Here is a 20,413-nt window from a genome sequence, read left to right on the forward strand (position 1 = left end):
CATAAGCTCCCATCTTCCTGCTCCGGCGTTTACGCAATCTCGTCGGAAGTTTCTTTTTTCAGTCTCTGGGAGAGTGTTTTGCGCGGCACAGCCGTATCCCGGTATACCAGCTCCGGCTCTCCTGTTTTGTCTACGACATCCTTGGTAATGGTGCAGATGCCAATATTGTTGTCAGACGGAATCTCGTACATAAGATCCATCATTACGGACTCCAGAATGGAGCGCAGTCCTCTGGCTCCGGTTTTTCTCTCAACCGCAAGCTTTGCAACTTCCGCAATCGACTCCGGTGTAAACTCCAGCTTTACGCCATCCAGCTCAAACAGTTTCTGATACTGCTTTGTCAGGGCATTCTTTGGCTCGGTCAGGATCCGGCTTAAGGAATTCACATCGAGAAGATCCAGAGAGACGGTTACCGGCACACGGCCGATAAACTCTGGAATCAGGCCGAATTTCACAAGATCGTGTGGCTCAACCTGGCGCAGCAGTTCATCAATGTCTGTTTTATTTTTGTCTACCACTTCTGCGTTAAAACCGATGGATCCGGCACTTAAGCGGCTCTCAATGATACGCTCCAGGCCGTCAAAGGCTCCTCCGCAGATAAACAGAATGTTGGTCGTATCGATCTGGAGAAGTTCCTGATGCGGATGTTTTCTTCCACCCTGCGGCGGTACGCTTGCCACGGTACCTTCCAGGATCTTTAAGAGTGCCTGCTGAACGCCTTCACCGGATACATCACGGGTAATAGAAACATTCTCAGACTTTTTGGTAATCTTATCGATTTCATCTACATAGATGATTCCGTACTCTGCCTTGCTGATATCGTAATCAGCCGCCTGAATCAGCTTCAGAAGAATATTTTCAACATCCTCACCAACGTAGCCGGCCTCAGTCAGCGCGGTTGCGTCTGCAATGGCAAACGGTACATTTAAAATCTTAGCCAGCGTCTGGGCCAGATAAGTCTTGCCGGAACCGGTTGGTCCAAGCATGAGAATGTTGCTCTTCTGTACGTCTACATCACTGCCTGCGCCGGAGGTGATTCGTTTGTAATGGTTGTAGACCGCTACCGATAACACCTTCTTGGCTGCGTCCTGGCCAATGACATACTCGTCCAGAAATGCCTTGATTTCCTTTGGTTTTAACAGGTTGATACCGGCTAATGGAGATACCGGCTCTTTCTCTTCATCCTCTTCGAGTTCCTCCGCGAGGATTTCTCCGCAAAGTTCAATACATTCGTCACAGATAAATACATTGTTGGAACCGGCAATCAGTTTTCTTACCTGATCCTGGGTCTTTCCGCAGAAAGAGCATCTGACCCTGTCATCTGTTCTTGTCGGCATATAATAACACCTTGTCCTTTCCTGGTTGTAAATAAGAACGTGCCAGGCACGTTCCTGCGCAGAGCAGCCTCTTTAGTGTTTTGCGATCACCTGATCAATGAGACCATATTTTAAAGCTTCCTCTGCAGTCATGTAATTGTCGCGCTCTGTATCGCGGCAGATGACCTCGTACGGCTGACCGGTATTGGCCGCAAGAATCTCGTTTAATTTCTTTTTCGTCTGCAGAATCTTCTCTGCGACGATCTGAATTTCCGTTGCCTGACCCTGGGCACCGCCGGATGGCTGATGGATCATAACCTCTGCGTTCGGAAGCGCAAAGCGTTTGCCTTTTGCGCCGCCTGCCAGAAGAAACGCGCCCATGCTGGCTGCCATGCCGATGCACACGGTGGATACATCACATTTAATGTAGTTCATGGTATCGTAAATGGCCATGCCAGCGGTCACGGATCCACCCGGACTGTTGATGTATAAGTTAATATCTTTGCCCGGATCCTCGGACTCCAGGAACAGAAGCTGTGCTACGATCAGGCTTGCGGAAACGTCGGTCACTTCTTCCCCAAGAAAAATAATTCTCTCTTTTAATAAACGGGAATAAATATCGTAGGAGCGTTCTCCTCTGCTGGTCTGTTCAATTACATAAGGTACCAATGCCATCGTCAGATCCTCCTGTCTTTCATTACTGTCTTTTGCAATGATAGGTGCAGACTCCAGGTCTGGCCCGAAATCTGCACCTAGTCATAGTGTTAGTATTCCTTTTCTGGAAAATATTATACTAATTTAGCCTCAGCTACCAGGAAATCTACAGCCTCCTGTACAGCCATGTCAGCCTTCATCTGAGCCATTCCAGCCTCGCCCATGATGGTCTTGATCTGCTCAGCGTCCATCTTGTAGTTCTCGGACATCTTCTTGATCTCAGCCTCAACTAACTCGTCAGACGGCTCGATCTTCTCTGCTGCTACAACAGCCTCAAGTACCAGACGGGTGCGCAGTCTTAACTCAGCCTGCGGACGCATCTGCTCCTGTAACTGCTCGATGGTGCTGCCGGTGAACTGCAGGTACTGGTCAAAGCTGATGCCCTGACTCTGCAGTCTGCGTGCGTAGTCCTCGATCATGTTGCGAACCTGCTCGTCGACCATCGGTGCCGGGATATCCATCTGAGCGTTGTCAACAACCTTCTGTACAACGTTGTTCTCGTTCTCAGCGGTAGCCTGTGCCTGCTTGGTCTCAGCCAGTTTGTTCTTTACATCCTCTTTGTATGCGTCAAGAGTCTCGAACTCGGAAACTTCGCTTGCGAACTCATCGTTCAGCTCCGGAAGCTCTTTCATCTTGATCTCTTTGATCTTAACCTTGAAGGTTGCCGGTTTGCCAGCCAGCTCTGCTGCATGGTACTCAGCCGGGAAGGTTACGTTTACTTCTACATCCTCACCGATGTTCTTGCCGATCAGCTGATCCTCGAAGGTATCGATGAAGGAATGGGAACCGATCACCAGAGTGTAGTCCTCAGCCTTGCCGCCCTCAAATGCCTTGCCATCTACAAAGCCCTCGAAGTCGATTACGGTCTGGTCGCCGTCTGCTACTGCGCGGTCCTCTACGGATACCAGTCTGGAGTTCTGCTCCTGAACCTTCTTTAACTCTGCCTCTACGTCAGCGTCGGTTACTTCCGGTTTTGCTTTCTCTACTTCAATGCCCTTGTACTCGCCCAGGGTTACCTCCGGCTTGGTAGCTACGGTTGCAACGTAGATGAAAGATTTGCCTTTCTCTACCTGCTCGATGGAGATTTCCGGTCTGGAAACGATCTCAAGACCGCTCTCTTTTGCAGCGTCCGGGTAAGAAGCGTTGATTGCCTCATCTACAGCGTCCTCATAGAAAACGCCAACACCGTACATCTTCTCGATCATTGCCTGCGGTGCTTTTCCTTTACGGAAGCCAGGAATGTTGAACTTGTTTTTATTCTTGTTATAGGAAGTTTTAAGAGCTGCCTCAAACTGCTCTGCCGGTACTTCTACGGTTAATTTCGCCATGTTTTTCTCTAATTTTTCTACCTGTAAACTCATAATATGGGTTCCTCCTTACATCTATGTATGGCCGTCCCGGCAGGGCGCCACACTTCAATTCACCATTATAGCATAGACTTTTTATAATTACCAGTCCTATTTTTGCGATAATACACGTAATTTCTCTACCACATAGGGATTGACCGGCCGGATTTCCAGTTCCGGACGTCCCAGATAGTAGCCCTGGAACAGATCTGCCCCCAGCATCAGCATGGTATGAAGCTCTTCAATCCGCTCCACGCCCTCCGCAAGAACCAGAATGCCGCGCTCCTTGCAGTAATGAATCAGATTGGCCGCCAGTTCCTGCTTATCCGGGTTTTCATCAATTCCCTGTACCAGTTCCATATCCAGCTTGACGATGTTGATATTTAAGTTCAGCAGACTTTCTTCACTGCTGTAGCCGGAACCGAAATCATCCAGGGCAACCATGCCTCCGGTGCGCTCCACTGCCCGGGTCTTAAAGCCCATATCACTGCTGTTGATTTCTTCGCCTTCCGTCACCTCAAGCACGACCCGTTTTAAGAGATCCGGATACAGCCGGATCAGTTCCTCCAGGCATTCCGGAGCCAGAGAGGTATTGGCGATGGAGTTGACGAACAGCCGGCTGCCAGCCGGAAGTTCGGCCTCATGATCCCGGAACCATTTCATGGCGCAGACCCAGGTCAGGCGCTCAAACTGCGGAAGCTTTGCCTGACGTTTGGCCAGAGTCAGCACTTCCTGAATATTTTTCAGGTTCTTGCTGTTTGGACGCATCAGGGCTTCGTAGCCGAATATGCTGCCATTGCGGCTTAAGATTGGCTGAACCGCAAACGGAACATCGTCCCGCTCTAAAAGCTGGTTCAGTTCCTCCCGTCCGGAAAGCAGATAGGAATTCTTCTGATAACTGGAGAAATCAAATTCCTGCAGCACACCCTTGGTACTGTGCTTTGCCATATACATGGCAAAGTCCGCATACCGGGTCAGGGATGCAAAGTCTCTCGCCTGGCGCGGATACCAGGTAACACCGGCCGACGCGCGCAGCGGCAGTTCATAATCTTCATCCACCTTCAGGGAAACACCGCGCACACTGCAGAAGAACTGCCGGATCTCTTCCCGAATCTGTTCTTCGCTGTCTCCGCACAAAAAAGCCATAAATTCATCGCCTGAGTGGCGTTCTACCACGGCACCCAGGGAGGAAAGGCGTTTCAGCTGATCCGCAAACAGCCGGATATAGCGGTCTCCCATCTCATGGCCATAGGTATCGTTGACATATTTTAAATTGTCCAGATCCCACATGATCAGAGCCGCGCAGGAGAGTTTTCCGCTGCCCAGCAGGGCTTCCGTGCTCCGGCGGAACGCGCCGCGGTTATAAAGATCGGTAAGCTGGTCGTAATCACGCTCCCGCTCCAGCCGCTGCTGTTTTTCTACTTCTTCCGTGGCATCCAGAAGGACTCCGGTCTGGTTTCCATTCCCTGCTTTTACAATTTTCAGACGCAGGTACTGAATGGAATGTTCGCGGCTGATCTGGTACAGGCTGACATCCTCGCTCTCCCGGATGCCGTTTCCAAGCACCTGCATCATCTTCGCAAAACCCTCCGGTTCCAGATACGTGTAATCTTCATCGGTTTCCTGTATTCCGAGAAGTTCGAACAGACTGCGGCTGCAAAATACTTTTTTCTGGTCCGGAAGATACTCAAACACACCGATTGGTAGGCCGGAAGCATCCAGAATACGGGAAATGCGCAGAGCCGACTCCACCACATCCGCACTCAGGATTTCAATGGCACGGCTCAGTTCATCCAGCTCGCTGATCCAGGTACGCTGCAGGCGGATGCGGCTTCCGCTTTCCGCGGAACGAAGCTGGCCGATCAGCCGGCGGATTGGTCTGGTAAAGTATTCTCCATATAACAGAGCGAACAGAATACCCGGAAGCAGGGTAAACGCGCAGCCCCAAAGCAGGCCGTTTAAAAGCTTCTGGTAAAAAGATTCCATAACGCTCTGGCGGCGCAGCACCACCGTCTGCCATTCCGTACTGACATAAGGAGAATCACTTCCGTATATCGGAAGCTTCATGGAGGTCAGATACCAGCTGTCGCCGTTTTCATCAATAATCTTTTTGATATCCTGCCATTCAGTATCCATAAAGGATAGCTTTTCTCTTTTTCCAAAGCACCGGTTATAGGCAGAACCATAAGTCAGTACCGGAGTCAGAGAATAAGAACCAGATTCCCTGCGTGCAATCATCTGAATGGTATCGGCGTCGCTGTGGAACAGTTCATTTTTTAAAAGCGCATAGATCTGCCCCTTGGTCATGGTTCCGCCCAGAATACCGATAACCGCTCCATCTCCCACCACGAGTGGAATGGAATAGCAGACTCCAGCTGTGTCCTCCTGAAGCGCCGAGGAAATCTCACCGAAATAGCCATACCGGTCCGTGCTGCCAAGCACCCTGGTTCCCTTCGCGATGGAAAACGGATTGTAGAACCGGTACGCATCCGATGCGTCCATACTCATGTCATAATCCATCTGCCATTCCCCGGCCAGCGGAATCTTATAGTCACTGGATATGGAGGCCGCACCCTTCAGCAGCAGCAGATCCGAGTTGTCTGCCGCAAAACTGCTGCTGTCTGTATCCATGACAGCAACACCGGCTTTGTGTCCCTGCCGGCTCTGGCCTGAGGCGGGACCGTTCAGAATTACATAAATGCTGTTTCCATAGCTTCGATGCAGCAGATCCAGCACATCTGGCATAATACTATCCAGAATGGCAGCGTTCAGCGCCCAGTCAGACTGGATGTCTTCTGGTTTTTTCGCCTGTTCATCCAGCACAGACTGGATTTTTTTTTGGACCGTCGTTGAAGTCCGGATATCGTTCAGCCAGTGCTGGACCATCTCCCGTTCCAGGAGAAGTTCACTGTTCTGTACATCCTTTTCTATGAAATTGATCTCATTCGTATAAAGGCTCCTTGCCACCATGCCATTGGACAGAAAAACCATCATAAAAACGGTTTGGAATATCAGGATCAGGCAGAATGGCAGCACAAGACTGGACTTCATAGATCTTGCATTTTTCATGGGCACCAACCTTATTCTGCCAGGTTTGCAAGCTGGCTTTCCGTATCATCATACCACTGCTTAAAAATTTCATCAGTATCATACCGGGCAGCTGCCTCTTCCAGAGACACGCCCTGATCGAGAAGTGCCTGAACCTGCGCCCTGTTCTGCGCAGCCACTTCCGGCATAGTCATGTCGATTACTTTTCTTGCGTCATTTGCGTGGTCAAAGGGTTTTGCGGTATACAGGCCATACTGGTTTACCTGTGGAATTGCGGTATTCAGCATAGCGGACAGCTTCGGACCCAGTTCTTCGCCCTGCTCTTTCAGGCAGGCTTCGATCTGTTCCATATCGTTGGCACTCTTCTTTACCGGCAGATAACCGGATGCCGCGGAAAAACGGATATTCTGGCTGTCATCACTCAGCCATTTTAAAAAGGTTACTGCGGCTTTTTCTGTCTTTTCATCGGAATCAAACATAACCGCACCGGCGCCCTGCTGTACCGCGATTTCTTCTGTTCCCTCAAAGTTCGGCAGCGGAAGTATGCTGCAGGTGATCTCTTCTGTATTTCCGTCATCATAGGTAACCTGATCCGGGGTGTAGGCCGCGCCGCTGGTAGAGCCTGCATAAGCCACTATACGTCCGGTCTTTAAATCATCACTGCGGAATTGGCCCTCTGCCAGATAATAGCCGTGAATATACGGAACATAGTAGTTGTCCCAGAGACGGCGCATGGTTTCTTCATCCGCATCGGCCTTTATGGTACCCTGATTGCTCTCATAAATCGCGTGTCCAAGCTGATGGCTTCCGATCAGCATATAGTTTGCGAAGGAATCCCGCCCGAAAAACGCCTTGCCATCGTTTGGCTCTTCTGTCTGGGCGTCGGTCCACTCATAATACATTCTGGCCGTTTTCGCCAGTCCCTCCCAGCTGGAGAGATTCTCCAGAGACGCACCGGTTTCCGCTGCGAAAGGTTCCCAGGCGGTCCTATTGAGAGTGAGTACTTCTGTGGATTTGGCCACCGGGAAGATCATCATGGACGCATCGGTTCCGAAATCCCCCTCTTCCACATAACCAGGCACATAGCTTTCGTACTCTTCATCTGTTAAAAACGGGCGGAAATCCGCAATCAGATTCCGTTTGTACAGATTATAAGCGGTATCCGCGTAGGAAGAACACAGATTCGGGAGCGGATCACTTCCGGTCTTTCCATCCATACTTTCATAGACCGCATCCTGCAGCTCCGTGAGACTGCCTTTGCTGAGGGTTTCCGCAATAATCTTCTGATCTGCGCCTACCGTATCGTTGAACTCCTGAACCAGTTTATCGAACTGATCCTTCTGAGCTCCATTGTAATAATGCCACATGGTAATATGTACCGGTCTGTCGTCCGGCGCTTCTGCGTGGCTGCATGCAGTCAACGTGAAAGTACCCGCCAGCAGAATCGGAAGAACTAATTTTTTCTTCATAATGTGATTCACCTGACCCTTTCCTCATTTTCTCAATTAGTATTAATCATATCACAAACCCCTTTATCTTTCCAATACTTTCCTGTATACTCGGAGTAAATAAAATGCGTGTACGCAAAAAAGTACGATTTCAGCACGCAAAAGGAGACATTATGGAAATTGAGCGAAAATATCTGGTCACAACACCGCCAGAAGATTACCGTACCTGGGAAGCCGTTCATATGGAACAGGCCTATCTCTGTACCGCCCCGGTTGTCCGGATCCGGAAAGAGAATGATGAGTATTTCCTGACCTACAAATCCAAAGGGCTTCTCGCCAGAGAGGAATACAATCTTCCTCTCACAAAGGAGGCCTATGCGCATCTGCTTGAGAAAGCGGACGGCATTATCATCACAAAAACCCGCTACAAAAAGCCAATAGAGGGCACGGACCTCGTGATCGAGCTGGACGTATTCTCCGGGGAATATGAGGGTCTGATGTTAGCTGAGGTGGAGTTTTCCTCCATAGAAGACGCAGAACATTTCGCGCCGCCTGACTGGTTTGGGGAAGATGTCACACTCTCCGGGGAATACCAGAACAGCCGCTTAAGCCAGAAGAAAAACTAAGTGATTTTCGTATACGAAAAACCGGCACCCCATCCAGGGAATGCCGGTTTTTGTATGTACAGATTTTTAAAATTACTTCTTTGCAATGTACTTGCGGATATCGAGGGCAATTGCCACGATGATAACGATACCCTGTACAATGTACTGGTAGTTGGTCTGGATACCAAGGAACTGCATGGAAGACTTTAACAGCTCGAATACCAGAACACCGATGACTACACCGGAGATACGGCCGATACCACCATTTACGGATACACCGCCGATGGTACATGCTGCGATTGCCTCCAGCTCGTAGCCCTGGCCCATGTTAACGCTGGCACCACCGGCCTTTGCGCCAAGCAGGAAGCCTGCGATTGCGTACAGAGCTGCAGCAGTTACGTAGATGATGATTTTGGTTTTCTTAACGTTTACGCCGGAAACCTCAGCAGCAGCCTCGTTGCCGCCGATTGCGTACATGTATTTACCATGACGGGTGTAGTTGAATACGAACCACATAACCAGACCGATCACGAATGCGATGATGAACATGTACGGGATCTGCCCGAACAGTTTGCCGGTTGCGATTGCGGTGTAAGCTTTGCGGTAGCCGCCCAGAGGAGTTGCGTTGGTGTAAACCAGGCAGATGCCGTATACAGCCAGCTGCATGCCCAGAGTGCCAATGAAGGCCGGTACATTTAAGTACGCGATAACGATACCGTTGATGAGACCGAAAATACAGCAGATCAGGATACACAGAGCCAGAACTCCGAATACCGGCATATCACCAAGGTTCGGGAAGAACTTGCCGCTGTAGTCTGCAGTCTGAAGTAAGGTACCTGCGATACAGGATGCAAGACCTACCATACGGCCTGCGGAAAGGTCTGTACCTTTGGTGATCAGACAGCCGCTGACACCAAATGCGATGATAACACGGGCTGCAGTGTTAACGGAAATGTTGGATAAGTTGTTCCAGGAGAAGAAATTATCCTTTGTAATGCCGGTGATTAAAACCAGCAGGAGCAGAACAATGATGATACCATTGTCCAGCAGGGTTTTCTTAATATCAATATTCTTTTTATTCATCCTCGTATCCTCCTTAATTGAACTGAGTAGCCATACCCATGATATTTTCCTGAGTTGCTTCCTCACCGGAGACCTCACCGGTCAGCTTGCCTGCACACATAACCAGAATCCGGTGCGACATACCGATTAACTCCGGCATCTCAGAGGAAATCATGATGATGGATTTGCCCTGTCTGGTCAGCTCGATCATGATCTGGTAGATCTCGTATTTTGCGCCGACATCGATACCTCTGGTCGGCTCGTCCATGATGAGCACATCCGGGTTGTTGGCCAGCCATCTTGCAATGATAACCTTCTGCTGGTTACCACCGGACAGAGACTGGATCAGCGTTTTGCTGCTCGGGGTCTTGATGCTCAGTTTCGCCACATTGTCCTTCACAAGCTCTTCGATCTTCTTGGTGTCAAGCATCGGTCCGACCTTTAAGTAGTTGTTCAGGGAGGAAATGGATACGTTGTCCGCAATGGAAAGGCATCCAAGAATACCGGTTCCGCGGCGATCCTCGGTGATCATTCCGATGCCGTCTTTGATGGCATCACGCGGTCTTGTTACATGAATCGGCTTGCCGTGTACCAACACCTCGCCGCTCTTCACATGGCGCATGCCGAAGATGGCTTCCATCAGCTCTGTTCTCTGGGCGCCTACCAGGCCGCCAAAGCCCAGAATCTCGCCCTTCTTTAACTGGAAGCTGATATGCTGGAAGGAACGGTCATGGATACTGCAGAGATCTTTGACCTCCAGTACCACATCGTCCTGAATGGTGTTCTCCATCGGAGGATATACATTGGTAAGTTCACGTCCTACCATCTGGTGGACGATTTCATCATCGCTGATGTCTTTGACTTCCCAGGTTCCTACATAAGTACCATCACGCATGATGGTGATATCATCGGCGATCTCACGGATCTCAGCCATCTTGTGGGAGATGTAGATCATGGATACGCCTCTGGATTTAAGATCCCGCACGATGCGGAACAGCGCCTCTACCTCGTTATCGGTAAGGGAAGATGTCGGCTCGTCGAGGATCACTACTTTCGCGCTCATGGATACTGCTTTTGCGATCTCTACCGACTGCATCTGCGCAATGGAAAGAGATCCCAGTTTTGCCTTTGGATCATAAGGCATTTTTACATTCTCCAGCCATTTGGCTGCTTCTTCATTCATGGTCTTGTGGTCAATGACCTTTAACGGACCAAAATTTTTGAGCGGATAACGACCAAGATACATGTTTTCCGCAATCGTCCGCTCCGGGATCGGCTGCAGTTCCTGATGAACCATTGCCAGTCCTTTATGTAAGGCGTCATCCGGATTCAGGATCGTCATTTTCTCTCCGTCCAGATAAATCTCGCCCTCATCCATCTTGTAGATGCCAAACAAACATTTCATTAAGGTGGATTTACCGGCGCCGTTCTCTCCCATTAACGCATGGACGGTACCGGGACGGACTCTTAAGTTGATGCCGTCAAGGGCCTTTACGCCCGGGAAGCTTTTGCAGACTCCCCTCATTTCCAACCTGTACTCTGCCATCCCATTCTCTCCTTTCTGACTCCGGACCGGCTGCCAGATAAAATGCCGGTTTCTTTAAAAATCGGGTGTGTCAGACGACACACCCGAAAGATGAATCACTGTTAATTACAGGCCAGAGTCTGACTATTTGATGATGTCAAGAATATCTGCTGCGTTGTCCGGGGTAACCTTTACGTAGTCAACCATGTTAACCGGATCAACAGACTCGCCGTCTAAGAACTTAACAGCCATATCTGCTGCGGTCTTAGCCTGACCGATGTAGTCGTTGAATACGGTACCGGTCATCTTGCCGTCGGTGATGTTCTGAACTACCTCGGTCAGAGCATCAACGCCTACCAGGTAGATATCTTCGTTAACTTTTCTGCCAGCTGCTTCGATTGCCTGCAGAGCACCAAGTGCCATTGCATCGTTGTTACAGAAAACAACCTCGATCTTGTCGCCGAACTGGGTTAAAGCATCCTGAACGATCTGCTGACCCTTCGCCTGATCCCAGTCACCTCTCTGAAGCAGAAGCTCTTCAACCTCAACACCTGCATCGGTCAGAGCCTTTACAGAGAACTCGGTTCTGTACTGAGCATCTACGTTCTCCGGATCACCCTGAACCATGACGTAGCTTACTTTGCCATCGCCGTTGATATCGCCCTTGTTTGCGGTCTCAAGGATTTCCTCACCCTGATAAGTACCGGACTGTCTTGCGTCTGCACCAACGTAGGTTGCGTTAATGCCGTCAGAAGCCCATCTTTCTTCCTCTGCGGAATCCGGCTCACGGTTGATGTAAACAACCGGGATGCCAGCGTCTTTACACATATCAGTTACCTGCGGTGCGGAAGAAGACTGAACCAGGTTTAAGATCATAACGTCAACGCCGGAAGCGATGAAGTTCTGAATCTGGTTGGTCTGCTCTGCCTGATCGCCTTTACCATCCTGAACGGTGATATTCTCTTTCTTGAATCCAAGATCCTCTACCAGGTATCTCTCTAACTCGGTGCGGTACAGGGTCATGAAGTTATCATCGAATTTATAAATGGAAATGCCGACTTTCTTGTCTGCGTAGTCGCCGCCAGCTGCTTCTTTGACTTCTGCTGCGGTGGTCTCTGCTGCCTCAGTTGCTGCTTCGGTAGCTGCCTCGGTTGCTGCTGCAGTGGTCTCTGCCGGTTTGCTTCCACCGCATGCTGTCATGGACAGGATCATGCAGGATGCCATTGCCATAGCGGTTACTTTCTTAGTTAATCTCATGATGTAAATCCTCCCTTTAATTAAAATTGTCATAGTTTGTAAGTTTTTGTTTACTTTCTCCATCTGACATGTTCATTATAAGGGTGGATTGTGCATTTTTCCATAGGATTTTCTTTTCTGGATTATTGATTTTTTTCGATTGTACAATTTTTCATGGATTTATTTTCTCTTTTACGACATTATTCTGCCGGGTCCAGTAATATTTTCCGTCCTCCAGGTCAATTTCCGGCGGAATTGGTTCACCCAATCCGGCGGCTGCTGCGATCGTAAAAATGGCGTTGGCATAGCCGGTTTTATCCGATGATACGGTGCCCAGCATCTTTCCGTTTCGCACGGCATCCTGCCCCTGCGTGGTTCCGTCAATTCCCACAACACTGATCTTCCTGCCGCCGGCGCGCTCCAGCGCGTCGATGGCCCCCAGTGCCATATCGTCGTTGTTGCTGATGACCAGCTCAATCGTATCCGGATACGCCGAGAGCCACTGCTCCATCAGGGCAGACGCCTGGGACCGCTCCCAGTTGGCAATGCCTCCGGTAATCTTCTCAATGGGAATGCCCCGGTCCTTTAAGGTCTGCACAGACCACTCCGTGCGGATCAGGGAATCCTGATGATTATTTTCTCCCTCCAGGAGTACATAGCTGATAACGCCATCCCCGTTTTTGTCCAGGGAGACCGGATCCTTTTCGTACTGATCCGCTACGATTTCCGCCTCCAGCACCGCGGACTCCTTGGCATCCGCTCCTACGTAATAGAGCTTGTCCCAGCGATCCAGGTCCTCCTCTACCGGCTGACGGTTAAAGAAAACCACCGGAATATCCGCCGCCATGGCCGGATCAATGATGCCGGAGGAGGTCGTGCGGTCCACCGGATTGACACAGAGGGCGTCGCAGCCCAGTGAAATAAAGCGCTCCACCTGCTTGTTCTGGGTATACTGGTTGCCTTTGGCATCCTGAATATCCAGAGTCACCCTGATTCCGGTCTCCTGCTCATAGGCTTTGGCCCTTTTTTCCATCTCAGACCGGATATTTCCGATAAAGGTATCATCGGCCCGGTACAGGCTCACGCCGATGCGGATCGCGTTTTTCTTCTCCGGAAGTGTTTTCCCCTGACAGCCCCCAAGCTGGGTGCAGGCAAGAAGCGTCCCCATTGCGAAAGCCGCCCGCCTGACCGTATTTTTTCCGACATGGAATCCATTTTTTCTCATGGTGAACCTCCTTTATTCAATGGGGTAAAGCATCTTTTCAAATTCCGGCTTTCTCAAATCGTCCTTTTGGATATAATAGCTGTCCAGAACGGTCTCTTCCTCCAGTTTCTGGTTTGCCAGAATTTCCACGGCCCGCTTTACGCTCAAATACCCGGTGCTGAAATCATCTGTCACACACAGGCCATTTATCACGCCCCGGTCCAGGTAATTGAGTACCGGCGTTGTCGTTCCCCGGCCATAAAGACCGTCCACATGTTCCGGATATACGCTGCTGTCTGCCAGGATTGCCGCAGTCTCCAGAAGGCTCTCCGGATCCAGGGCAATGATGACGGCCCTGGCTGGCTCCGGATAAACCAGTTCTTCGATTGCCTTGCGGAATGTTCCATCTCCATGGCGTTCAAACTTTTTTATTTCGCATTTCCCGCTCTGCAGAACCGTCTCCACGCCGTCCTGAAAATGCTGTCTGGCAGCAGATCCTCTGTGGGAATAAAACAGATAGACCGGAATGCTGTTTCCATGTTCTTCCAATACCTGTTTTGCAAGATTTCTTCCCATGGCATCGAAATCGGCAGTAACCACGGAAGAGACCTTGTCTCTTGGCAGTTCGGAGTTGACCAGCACCAGCGGAATCTGAATCCGTTTTTCTGCCAGCGCTTCCTCCAGTTCGTTTTCCGTCACCGGCATAACGATCAATGCTTTTGCCCCGTCCTGCTGCTCTCTTGCCATCCGTTCAATCTGCTGCCTCGCGTCTCCTCCCTCATACAGCGTAATAAGGCTGACATCCGCGTTCAGCTCAATGGCCGCCCGGTCCACGCCCTTCTTGAAATTCTGGTATGACTCATCCGTGGTGTCATCCAGGATCACGGAAACCGGATAAATTTCCGTTTTCCGTTCTTTGATGATCAGGTTTGTAGAGGAAAGCAGATATAAAAGGATCAGAATTACTCCAAAACCGGCCATCAGCCATGCTTCCTGTCGTTTCATTGCGCTTTCTCCTTTTCCAGAATTTCCCGGTAATCCACTGCCGGAAGATGGATGCGGATGGTTGTGCCTTCATCCGGCTCTGACTCAATAAAAAGTCCGTATTCATTTCCGAAATACAGGCGGATCCGCTCATTTACATTTTTCACGCCAATGCCGGATCCCCGTTTCGAGGAAACATGGGCATGCTCCGTCAAAAGGCTGTCCACCTGCTCCTGCGTCATACCAAGACCATTATCCATAACCGTAAACCACAGTCCATCTTCTTTTTCTTCCGCGGTGATGGCAATGATTCCGTCGCCGTCCTTAAATTCCATTCCGTGATAGATGGCGTTTTCCACCAAAGGCTGGAGCATCAGCTTCAGGCTGGCAAATCCAAGCACCTCGGGCGCTGCGTCGATGGTGTAGGTGAACTTATTCTTAAAACGCATCTGCTGGATCATCAGGTAATTGCGCACATGCTCCAGTTCATCCCGCACCGGAATGATGCTCTTTCCCTTACTCAGGCTGATGCGGAAAAAACGGGCCAGTGCCGTCACAACCTTAACCGCCTCAGACTTCTGCTCATTTTCAATCATCCACACAATGATATCCAGCGTATTATACAGGAAATGCGGGTTGATCTGGGACTGCAGGGTATCAAACTCACTTTTACGTTTGGACTCATGTTCCACCACGATATCCTGCATCAGAACCTTGATCTGGCGTGCCATGTCCCCGATGGAACGGCCCAGATGCCGGATCTCGTAGGAACCGCCCTGGTAAACCTCAACATCCAGATTCCCGGATTCCAGCGCATTGACTGATTTTTCCAGTTCCCGGATCGGCACGGTAATGCGGGAAGAAATTGCCGCATTCGCAATGAGAAGCATAAACAGAAACAGCGCAACCAGAAACACCATAAACAATTTGGTTTTCAGGGTATTTAAATAGCTGTCCCTTTCCGGAGTCACCCCCACCAGTTTCCAGCCCGTATAGCCCACGGATTTTACCGTCACGTCACGGATCTTCCCCTGGTAGGATTCCCGGTAATTTCCATCCCGGTAGCCTGCCGCCATCTGGAAATTTTCTTCTCTCTGTCCGGCATCGATCAACTGCATCTGTGGATGGTAAATCAGCTGTCCTCCGGAACTGACCATATAAAGATAGCCGTGATTTCCCATCACGATGCTGTCCAAAAGCTGCTTTAAGCTTCCATAAGTAATATCAATCAGCAAAATTCCCTGCTCAGTGGATACGCCTTTTGTAATCTCCACCGCGCGGGTCAGGGTAATGACCCAGGTGTACTGGTTTTCATCGTTATCAAAAATATACTGCACATGCGGCGTGGTAAAGTGCAGGTTCTCGGTCCGCTCCAGTGTATCCGTGAACCAGTCCTCCGCCGTGACATCCAGACTGGTTTTGATCCGCGCGGCCGGAACCGTATCTATCAGTTCCCCGTCTTTGGAAAACAGGGCAATGTTGGATACGCAGTCCCGGTTGTTGTCGTACAGCAGGTTCATTTCATTGTGAATGCTTCCCTTTGACAGATCCGCGTTTTTGATTACGTCATAATACAGGGAATCCGACAGCTTCATGATCGTGCGCAGGTAGGAGTCCACAGAATGGTTCACCTGTGTCAGCATGGTCTGGTTTTCTTCCTGGATCGCCGCTGTCATCTGCCCGACCAGACGGCCGTAAAACGAAATTCCCATGAACACCAGCGCCGTGAGGGCACTGATCGTAAAATACAGATAAATGGTGGAACGGATGCTGGCCCGGCCCAAAAGCTCTGTAATCTTTTTCTTTCCCATAGCGCCCCCTTAGCTGCTTTGCGCTCCCCGGTATTTCGTTGGAGAAATGCCAAACCGTTTTTTAAATACATAGCTGAAATAATTCTGCTCCTGATACCCAACCTTCTGGGCAATCACGTAAGTCTTATCATCGGTTTCATTTAAAAGCTCCACCGCTTTCTGAAGGCGCACTTCCGTCAGATAGGCGATATAGGTCTGCCCGGTCACTTTCCGGAACATGGTGGAAAAATAAGCAGGGCTCATGTGGAGTTCCCGGCAGATCATCTCCACGGAAAGAGACGGATCCTGATAATGATTCTCGATATAGCGTCTCGCCTCCAGGATCACTTTCTTTGTGGTATTATCTCGTTCCCGGTTCAGGCTCTCATGGATCCGCAGCGAAACCTCCAGAATCCATGCCTCAAATTCCTCCGGTTTTCCGATGGCCGCCGGAATATCCAGATACTGTTTGTCCGTATCAAAGATTTCCCTTGTGGTCAGATCGTACTGCTGCATAAGCCTGGTGACGCAGTTAAACAGGGACAGCATATACAGCTGCTGCTGCCGCGCGTGTACCTTGGCATCCCCCATGCGGCCGGTCAGTTTCCGCACTGTTTCACGGATTTTTTCTTCGGGGCCGAATTTCACGGCCGTGATGAAATCATTTTCATCGCTGTTGTCAAACTTTAGCTTGCCGCGTCCAACCGGCTCCACATCATTGATGTAGATTGTCTGTCCAGTCCCGACAATGGTTTTATAGCCCAGCGCGTCCACGGCCGACTGATAAGCCAGACTGATTTCCGAAAGCTCCTGGCAGCTGTGTCCCAACGCAATGGTTACCGTAACATCCAGGACTCTCCGGCACTCCTTGCAGATATCTCCAAGATGATCCAGAAGTCCGGTCTGAGAATTATCCTCGTCAATGGCCGCAATCAGCGTGATTCCCGCTGATGAGTTAAAGATGGTAAAACGGCAGTAGTCCTTTAAATGGTCCTCCGTAATCTGGCGCACGGAAATGGGTACCAGCTCTTTCTGAAGTGCGTCCGGCCGTTCACTGCTTTCTGCCTCGATATGTACCAGCGCCGTCAGCCATTTTTTCGCATGCAGGATGTCTACGCTGTATTCTTTCAGTTTTTCTTCAATCTGGCCTGCATCGGAGGTTCCTCTCACCAGGTCGTTTAAGAATACCTCTCTCAGGATCGGAAGGCTTTTCTGATAGCTTTCTCTCAGAAGGGCCGCGTCTCGCCGCTGGCGGATTTCCTCGTCCAAGTTCTTTTTTACCCGGGTCAGGATCTCGGAAAGTTCTTCTACATTTACCGGTTTCAGAATATACTCCGTCACATTCAGCTTGATGGCCTGCTGGGCATACTCAAAATCATCAAAGCCGGAAAAGATCAGTACCTTCATGGACGGATATTTCTGCCGGATCCGTTCTGTCAGAGTCAATCCGTCCATGAAAGGCATGCGGATGTCTGTCATAACCACTTCCGGCTCCAGCTGTTCAATCTTCTCCAGAGCCTCTGCCCCATTTTCCGCATCACCGACTACTTCAAATCCCAGATGGCTCCAGTCGATTTTTCGGATGATGCCCTTGCGTACCTCTTCCTCATCATCTACGAGGATAATCCGATATAAACTCATGGTCTGCCTTCTCCTTTGTCTTTACCTTTTTCTTGTCTCTGCCAGGATCTGCTCCAGTGTATGGATCAGCACCCGGTTTTCCTCCTGCCTGCTGACGCAGACACGATAATATCCATGGGAAAGTCCTGTGAAGTTGCTGCAGTCCCGCAGCAGGACACCCTGTTTTAAACAGGCCTCGTATAAAAAAAGAGGCCTGGATTCTTCTTGATCATAAAACAAAATGAAGTTGATATCTGAGTCATACACCACAAAGCCCAGACGGCGAAGTTCCCTGCTTAAATATGTCCGTCCGGTTTTTAAAATGCCCCTTGCCTCATTTAAATAAGCTGCTTCCCCCAGTGCCGCGCATCCCGCCTCCTGTGCCGGAACGGAGATGCTCCAGGGCTGGCGTCCGAAAGAAAGCGTCCGTAAGAGATCCCGGTCCGCGCAGATCCCGTATCCCAGCCGCAATCCCGCCATCGCGTAGGTCTTGGTAAAGGCCCGCAGGATAAATAGCCGGGAAAACCGTTCTGTCTCAGAAACAACACTGAACGCTTCCGGGTTTTCCAGCAGATCACAGAAGCATTCATCCAGGATCAGCCATGTGCCGGTCTTCTGGCAACGCTCTGCAATCTGTAACATCTGATGTTTCGGCACCGCATGTCCGGTCGGATTGTTGGGATTACAGAAAAACACCAGATCTGTTTCCGGTGTGATCTGTTCGCAAAACCGGCTGATATCCGTGATAAAACCAGTTTCCGGGCAAAGCCGGACATAGCTTATCTCACAGCCAGATAAGGAAAGTGCCTGCTCATACTCCGCAAACCCGGGCGAGAGCAAAAGAGCATGCCTGGGCTTCAGCGTCCGCACCAGCTGATAGATCAGATCTGCCGCTCCGTTGGAGCAGAGAATCCGATCTGCCGGGACCTTGTGAAACGCGGAAAGCGCTGCCCGCAAATCCTCACATTCCGGGTCCGGGTAGCACGCCCAGTCCTCCACGGTTTCCAGCAGTTTCCGCTTTACTCCTTCCGGCATGCCAAGGGGATTTAAATTGATGGAAAAATCATGCCGGACCGGATTCCGGTAAATGTCACCGCCATGGCGGACCGGCATACCCGGCCCCAGGCTGGATATCTGCTGCCCGCTCATAAAATCCAACCTCCCCATTCACGGCAGATGAAAAGCACCATTGCGGTGCAGACTGCCAGGGTCAGAACGGAGGCGGTATACATCAGGCGGTTGGCCCGCGGGATATCCTCCGGCTCCACCGGACGAAGCGCATCTCCAATGGTCGGTTTATGATACAGTTCCCCAAAATACCAGGCATCCCCCGCAAGCTGCACGCCCAGCGCTCCGGCACAGGCCGATTCGCTCTGGGCCGAATTGGGGCTCTTGTGGTTTCTGCGGTCCCTCCGCCAAATCCGGAATGCATTTTTGCCATTCATTCCGGGAATCAGGCAGGCTGCAGCCGCAAAGGCCAGCCCGGTAAGCCTTGCCGGGATGTAATTGACCAAATCGTCAAGCTTTGCCGCCGCGCGGCCAAAATAAAGATATGTTTCATTTTTATAGCCGACCATGGAATCCATGGTATTCACTGCTTTGTAAAAAAATCCGCCCACCGGACCGAAAAAGAACAAAAATAACAGCGGGGCAATGACACCATCGGAGGCATTTTCCGCCACCGTCTCCACGGCTGCTTTCGTGACCCCATCCGCAGTCAGACTCTCCGTATCCCGCCCGACGATCATGGAAACCGCATAGCGGGCGCCATCTAAATCCTGTTCCTTCAGTTTCCGGTATACCTTCATACTCTCCGTTTTTAACGAACGGGCCGCAAGAATCCAGCCATCCAACACACACATAAGCACAAAGCGAAGATACGGATGAATGAATCCGGCAAGGAGCAGGATCAGTGCCGTAATCACCACGGTTACACCGGGAATGGTCACGGCCAGCGCTGCCCCGGCCAGAAGCAAAGCTTTCGGAGTATCTGCCACCCGTCCGCGTAGCCGTTTTTCCATACGGGAAATCAGGCTCCCGATCCCGCAGACCGGGTGCCAGAGTCCCTGGGGATCTCCCACAATAAAATCGATCAGAAAGCCAATGCAGGCCGCTGCCGCGTATTCCATCCAAAGCTGTGATAATCTCATGCTGCGCTCATTCCTTTTGTCTGTATTATTTGATCCGGGATGCAATACCGCACTGCACCCGGTATACTTCTGCTGCTGCCGCCGCCAGCATCTGTCCGACGTGTCCCACGGCTTCGCGGTAGTCCCGCTCTGCTTTTTCCATGGGGACAATGCCGCATCCTACTTCATCCAGTGTAATGACTGCCGGTGGATTTGCAAGAATCTGCCGTGTAAACCTCTCGATATCCTCTCCGGCTTCCAGGACTGCACGGACGCGGTCCTGAAAATCGGAAAGGACCGTTCCTCCGCCGCAGATCTGCGCCGCGTATGCTTTCTTTCCCTGAAAGCTTCCTCCAATCACAAGAATCATACGATATAAACTCCCT

16 protein-coding genes are annotated in these 20,413 nt (G+C 50.6%); 1 reads left to right on the forward strand and 15 read right to left on the reverse strand.

Features of this window, described 5'->3' with window-relative positions:
* Positions 1–29: 29 nt before the first annotated feature.
* The 5 genes from clpX to WMO41_RS01890 form a co-directional block, all read right to left on the reverse strand.
* A complete protein-coding gene (gene clpX / locus WMO41_RS01870) occupies positions 30–1,337 on the reverse strand; it encodes an ATP-dependent Clp protease ATP-binding subunit ClpX (RefSeq protein ID WP_349228375.1) in 1,308 nt (435 codons plus the stop codon).
* Positions 1,338–1,409: 72 nt separating this feature from the next.
* Positions 1,410–2,030, reverse strand: coding sequence for an ATP-dependent Clp endopeptidase proteolytic subunit ClpP (clpP, locus tag WMO41_RS01875; RefSeq protein WP_279220323.1), 621 nt, complete (start codon positions 2,028–2,030; stop codon positions 1,410–1,412).
* Between the two features lie 74 nt (positions 2,031–2,104).
* Positions 2,105–3,391: a trigger factor gene (gene tig / locus WMO41_RS01880; protein WP_118731631.1), complete on the reverse strand. Its 1,287-nt coding sequence runs from the start codon at positions 3,389–3,391 to the stop codon at positions 2,105–2,107.
* A gap of 96 nt (positions 3,392–3,487) precedes the next feature.
* Complete coding sequence (locus WMO41_RS01885; RefSeq protein ID WP_349228376.1) at positions 3,488–6,370, reverse strand: EAL domain-containing protein; 2,883 nt, start codon at positions 6,368–6,370, stop codon at positions 3,488–3,490.
* Between the two features lie 86 nt (positions 6,371–6,456).
* Positions 6,457–7,893, reverse strand: a complete 1,437-nt coding sequence (locus WMO41_RS01890; RefSeq protein WP_349228377.1) for an extracellular solute-binding protein — start codon at positions 7,891–7,893, stop codon at positions 6,457–6,459.
* Between the two features lie 152 nt (positions 7,894–8,045).
* Between WMO41_RS01890 and WMO41_RS01895 the strand changes: the two genes are divergently transcribed.
* Positions 8,046–8,498 (forward strand): CYTH domain-containing protein, encoded by a 453-nt coding sequence (locus tag WMO41_RS01895; protein WP_349228378.1) that lies wholly within the window; start codon positions 8,046–8,048, stop codon positions 8,496–8,498.
* Positions 8,499–8,570: 72 nt separating this feature from the next.
* Here the strand turns inward: WMO41_RS01895 and WMO41_RS01900 are convergent, their stop codons facing one another.
* The 10 genes from WMO41_RS01900 to WMO41_RS01945 all read right to left on the reverse strand — a co-directional run bounded on the left by WMO41_RS01900 (position 8,571) and on the right by WMO41_RS01945 (position 20,397).
* Positions 8,571–9,560 (reverse strand): galactose/methyl galactoside ABC transporter permease MglC, encoded by a 990-nt coding sequence (locus tag WMO41_RS01900; RefSeq protein WP_349228379.1) that lies wholly within the window; start codon positions 9,558–9,560, stop codon positions 8,571–8,573.
* A 13-nt stretch (positions 9,561–9,573) separates the two neighbouring features.
* On the reverse strand, positions 9,574–11,085 hold the full coding sequence (locus WMO41_RS01905) for an ATP-binding cassette domain-containing protein (protein WP_177292045.1): 1,512 nt from the start codon (positions 11,083–11,085) through the stop codon (positions 9,574–9,576).
* A 123-nt stretch (positions 11,086–11,208) separates the two neighbouring features.
* Positions 11,209–12,321, reverse strand: a complete 1,113-nt coding sequence (locus tag WMO41_RS01910; protein WP_349228380.1) for a galactose ABC transporter substrate-binding protein — start codon at positions 12,319–12,321, stop codon at positions 11,209–11,211.
* 151 nt (positions 12,322–12,472) lie between these two features.
* A complete protein-coding gene (locus tag WMO41_RS01915; protein ID WP_349228381.1) occupies positions 12,473–13,525 on the reverse strand; it encodes a galactose ABC transporter substrate-binding protein in 1,053 nt (350 codons plus the stop codon).
* A gap of 12 nt (positions 13,526–13,537) precedes the next feature.
* Positions 13,538–14,509 carry a substrate-binding domain-containing protein gene (locus WMO41_RS01920; RefSeq protein ID WP_349228382.1) on the reverse strand — a complete coding sequence of 324 codons (972 nt, stop codon included), beginning with the start codon at positions 14,507–14,509 and terminating at the stop codon, positions 13,538–13,540.
* Positions 14,506–16,299, reverse strand: coding sequence for a sensor histidine kinase (locus WMO41_RS01925; RefSeq protein WP_349228383.1), 1,794 nt, complete (start codon positions 16,297–16,299; stop codon positions 14,506–14,508). The genes WMO41_RS01920 and WMO41_RS01925 overlap by 4 nt, the downstream gene beginning before the upstream one ends.
* A gap of 9 nt (positions 16,300–16,308) precedes the next feature.
* Positions 16,309–17,919, reverse strand: a complete 1,611-nt coding sequence (locus WMO41_RS01930; protein WP_349228384.1) for a response regulator — start codon at positions 17,917–17,919, stop codon at positions 16,309–16,311.
* A gap of 21 nt (positions 17,920–17,940) precedes the next feature.
* Positions 17,941–19,047: a threonine-phosphate decarboxylase CobD gene (gene cobD / locus WMO41_RS01935; RefSeq protein WP_349228385.1), complete on the reverse strand. Its 1,107-nt coding sequence runs from the start codon at positions 19,045–19,047 to the stop codon at positions 17,941–17,943.
* Positions 19,044–20,048 carry an adenosylcobinamide-phosphate synthase CbiB gene (cbiB, locus tag WMO41_RS01940; protein ID WP_349228386.1) on the reverse strand — a complete coding sequence of 335 codons (1,005 nt, stop codon included), beginning with the start codon at positions 20,046–20,048 and terminating at the stop codon, positions 19,044–19,046. Before cbiB ends, cobD begins: the two co-directional genes overlap by 4 nt.
* A 25-nt stretch (positions 20,049–20,073) precedes the next feature.
* Positions 20,074–20,397: a bifunctional adenosylcobinamide kinase/adenosylcobinamide-phosphate guanylyltransferase gene (locus WMO41_RS01945; RefSeq protein ID WP_349228387.1), complete on the reverse strand. Its 324-nt coding sequence runs from the start codon at positions 20,395–20,397 to the stop codon at positions 20,074–20,076.
* Between the last annotated feature and the right edge of the window lie 16 nt (positions 20,398–20,413).

Origin of the sequence: Ventrimonas faecis (assembly GCF_040096075.1) — a bacterium.
GTDB classification, from domain to species: domain Bacteria; phylum Bacillota; class Clostridia; order Lachnospirales; family Lachnospiraceae; genus Brotaphodocola; species Brotaphodocola faecis.

Coding starts and splice junctions, on each gene's coding strand:
- clpX (WP_349228375.1), bottom strand. CDS start 1,337: ATGCCGACAAGAACAGATGACAGGGTCAGATGCTCTTTCTGCGGAAAG.
- tig (WP_118731631.1), bottom strand. CDS start 3,391: ATGAGTTTACAGGTAGAAAAATTAGAGAAAAACATGGCGAAATTAACC.
- WMO41_RS01885 (WP_349228376.1), bottom strand. CDS start 6,370: ATGATGGTTTTTCTGTCCAATGGCATGGTGGCAAGGAGCCTTTATACG.
- WMO41_RS01890 (WP_349228377.1), bottom strand. CDS start 7,893: ATGAAGAAAAAATTAGTTCTTCCGATTCTGCTGGCGGGTACTTTCACG.
- WMO41_RS01895 (WP_349228378.1), top strand. CDS start 8,046: ATGGAAATTGAGCGAAAATATCTGGTCACAACACCGCCAGAAGATTAC.
- WMO41_RS01900 (WP_349228379.1), bottom strand. CDS start 9,560: ATGAATAAAAAGAATATTGATATTAAGAAAACCCTGCTGGACAATGGT.
- WMO41_RS01905 (WP_177292045.1), bottom strand. CDS start 11,085: ATGGCAGAGTACAGGTTGGAAATGAGGGGAGTCTGCAAAAGCTTCCCG.
- WMO41_RS01910 (WP_349228380.1), bottom strand. CDS start 12,321: ATGAGATTAACTAAGAAAGTAACCGCTATGGCAATGGCATCCTGCATG.
- WMO41_RS01915 (WP_349228381.1), bottom strand. CDS start 13,525: ATGAGAAAAAATGGATTCCATGTCGGAAAAAATACGGTCAGGCGGGCG.
- WMO41_RS01920 (WP_349228382.1), bottom strand. CDS start 14,509: ATGAAACGACAGGAAGCATGGCTGATGGCCGGTTTTGGAGTAATTCTG.
- WMO41_RS01925 (WP_349228383.1), bottom strand. CDS start 16,299: ATGGGAAAGAAAAAGATTACAGAGCTTTTGGGCCGGGCCAGCATCCGT.
- WMO41_RS01930 (WP_349228384.1), bottom strand. CDS start 17,919: ATGAGTTTATATCGGATTATCCTCGTAGATGATGAGGAAGAGGTACGC.
- cobD (WP_349228385.1), bottom strand. CDS start 19,047: ATGAGCGGGCAGCAGATATCCAGCCTGGGGCCGGGTATGCCGGTCCGC.
- cbiB (WP_349228386.1), bottom strand. CDS start 20,048: ATGAGATTATCACAGCTTTGGATGGAATACGCGGCAGCGGCCTGCATT.
- WMO41_RS01945 (WP_349228387.1), bottom strand. CDS start 20,397: ATGATTCTTGTGATTGGAGGAAGCTTTCAGGGAAAGAAAGCATACGCG.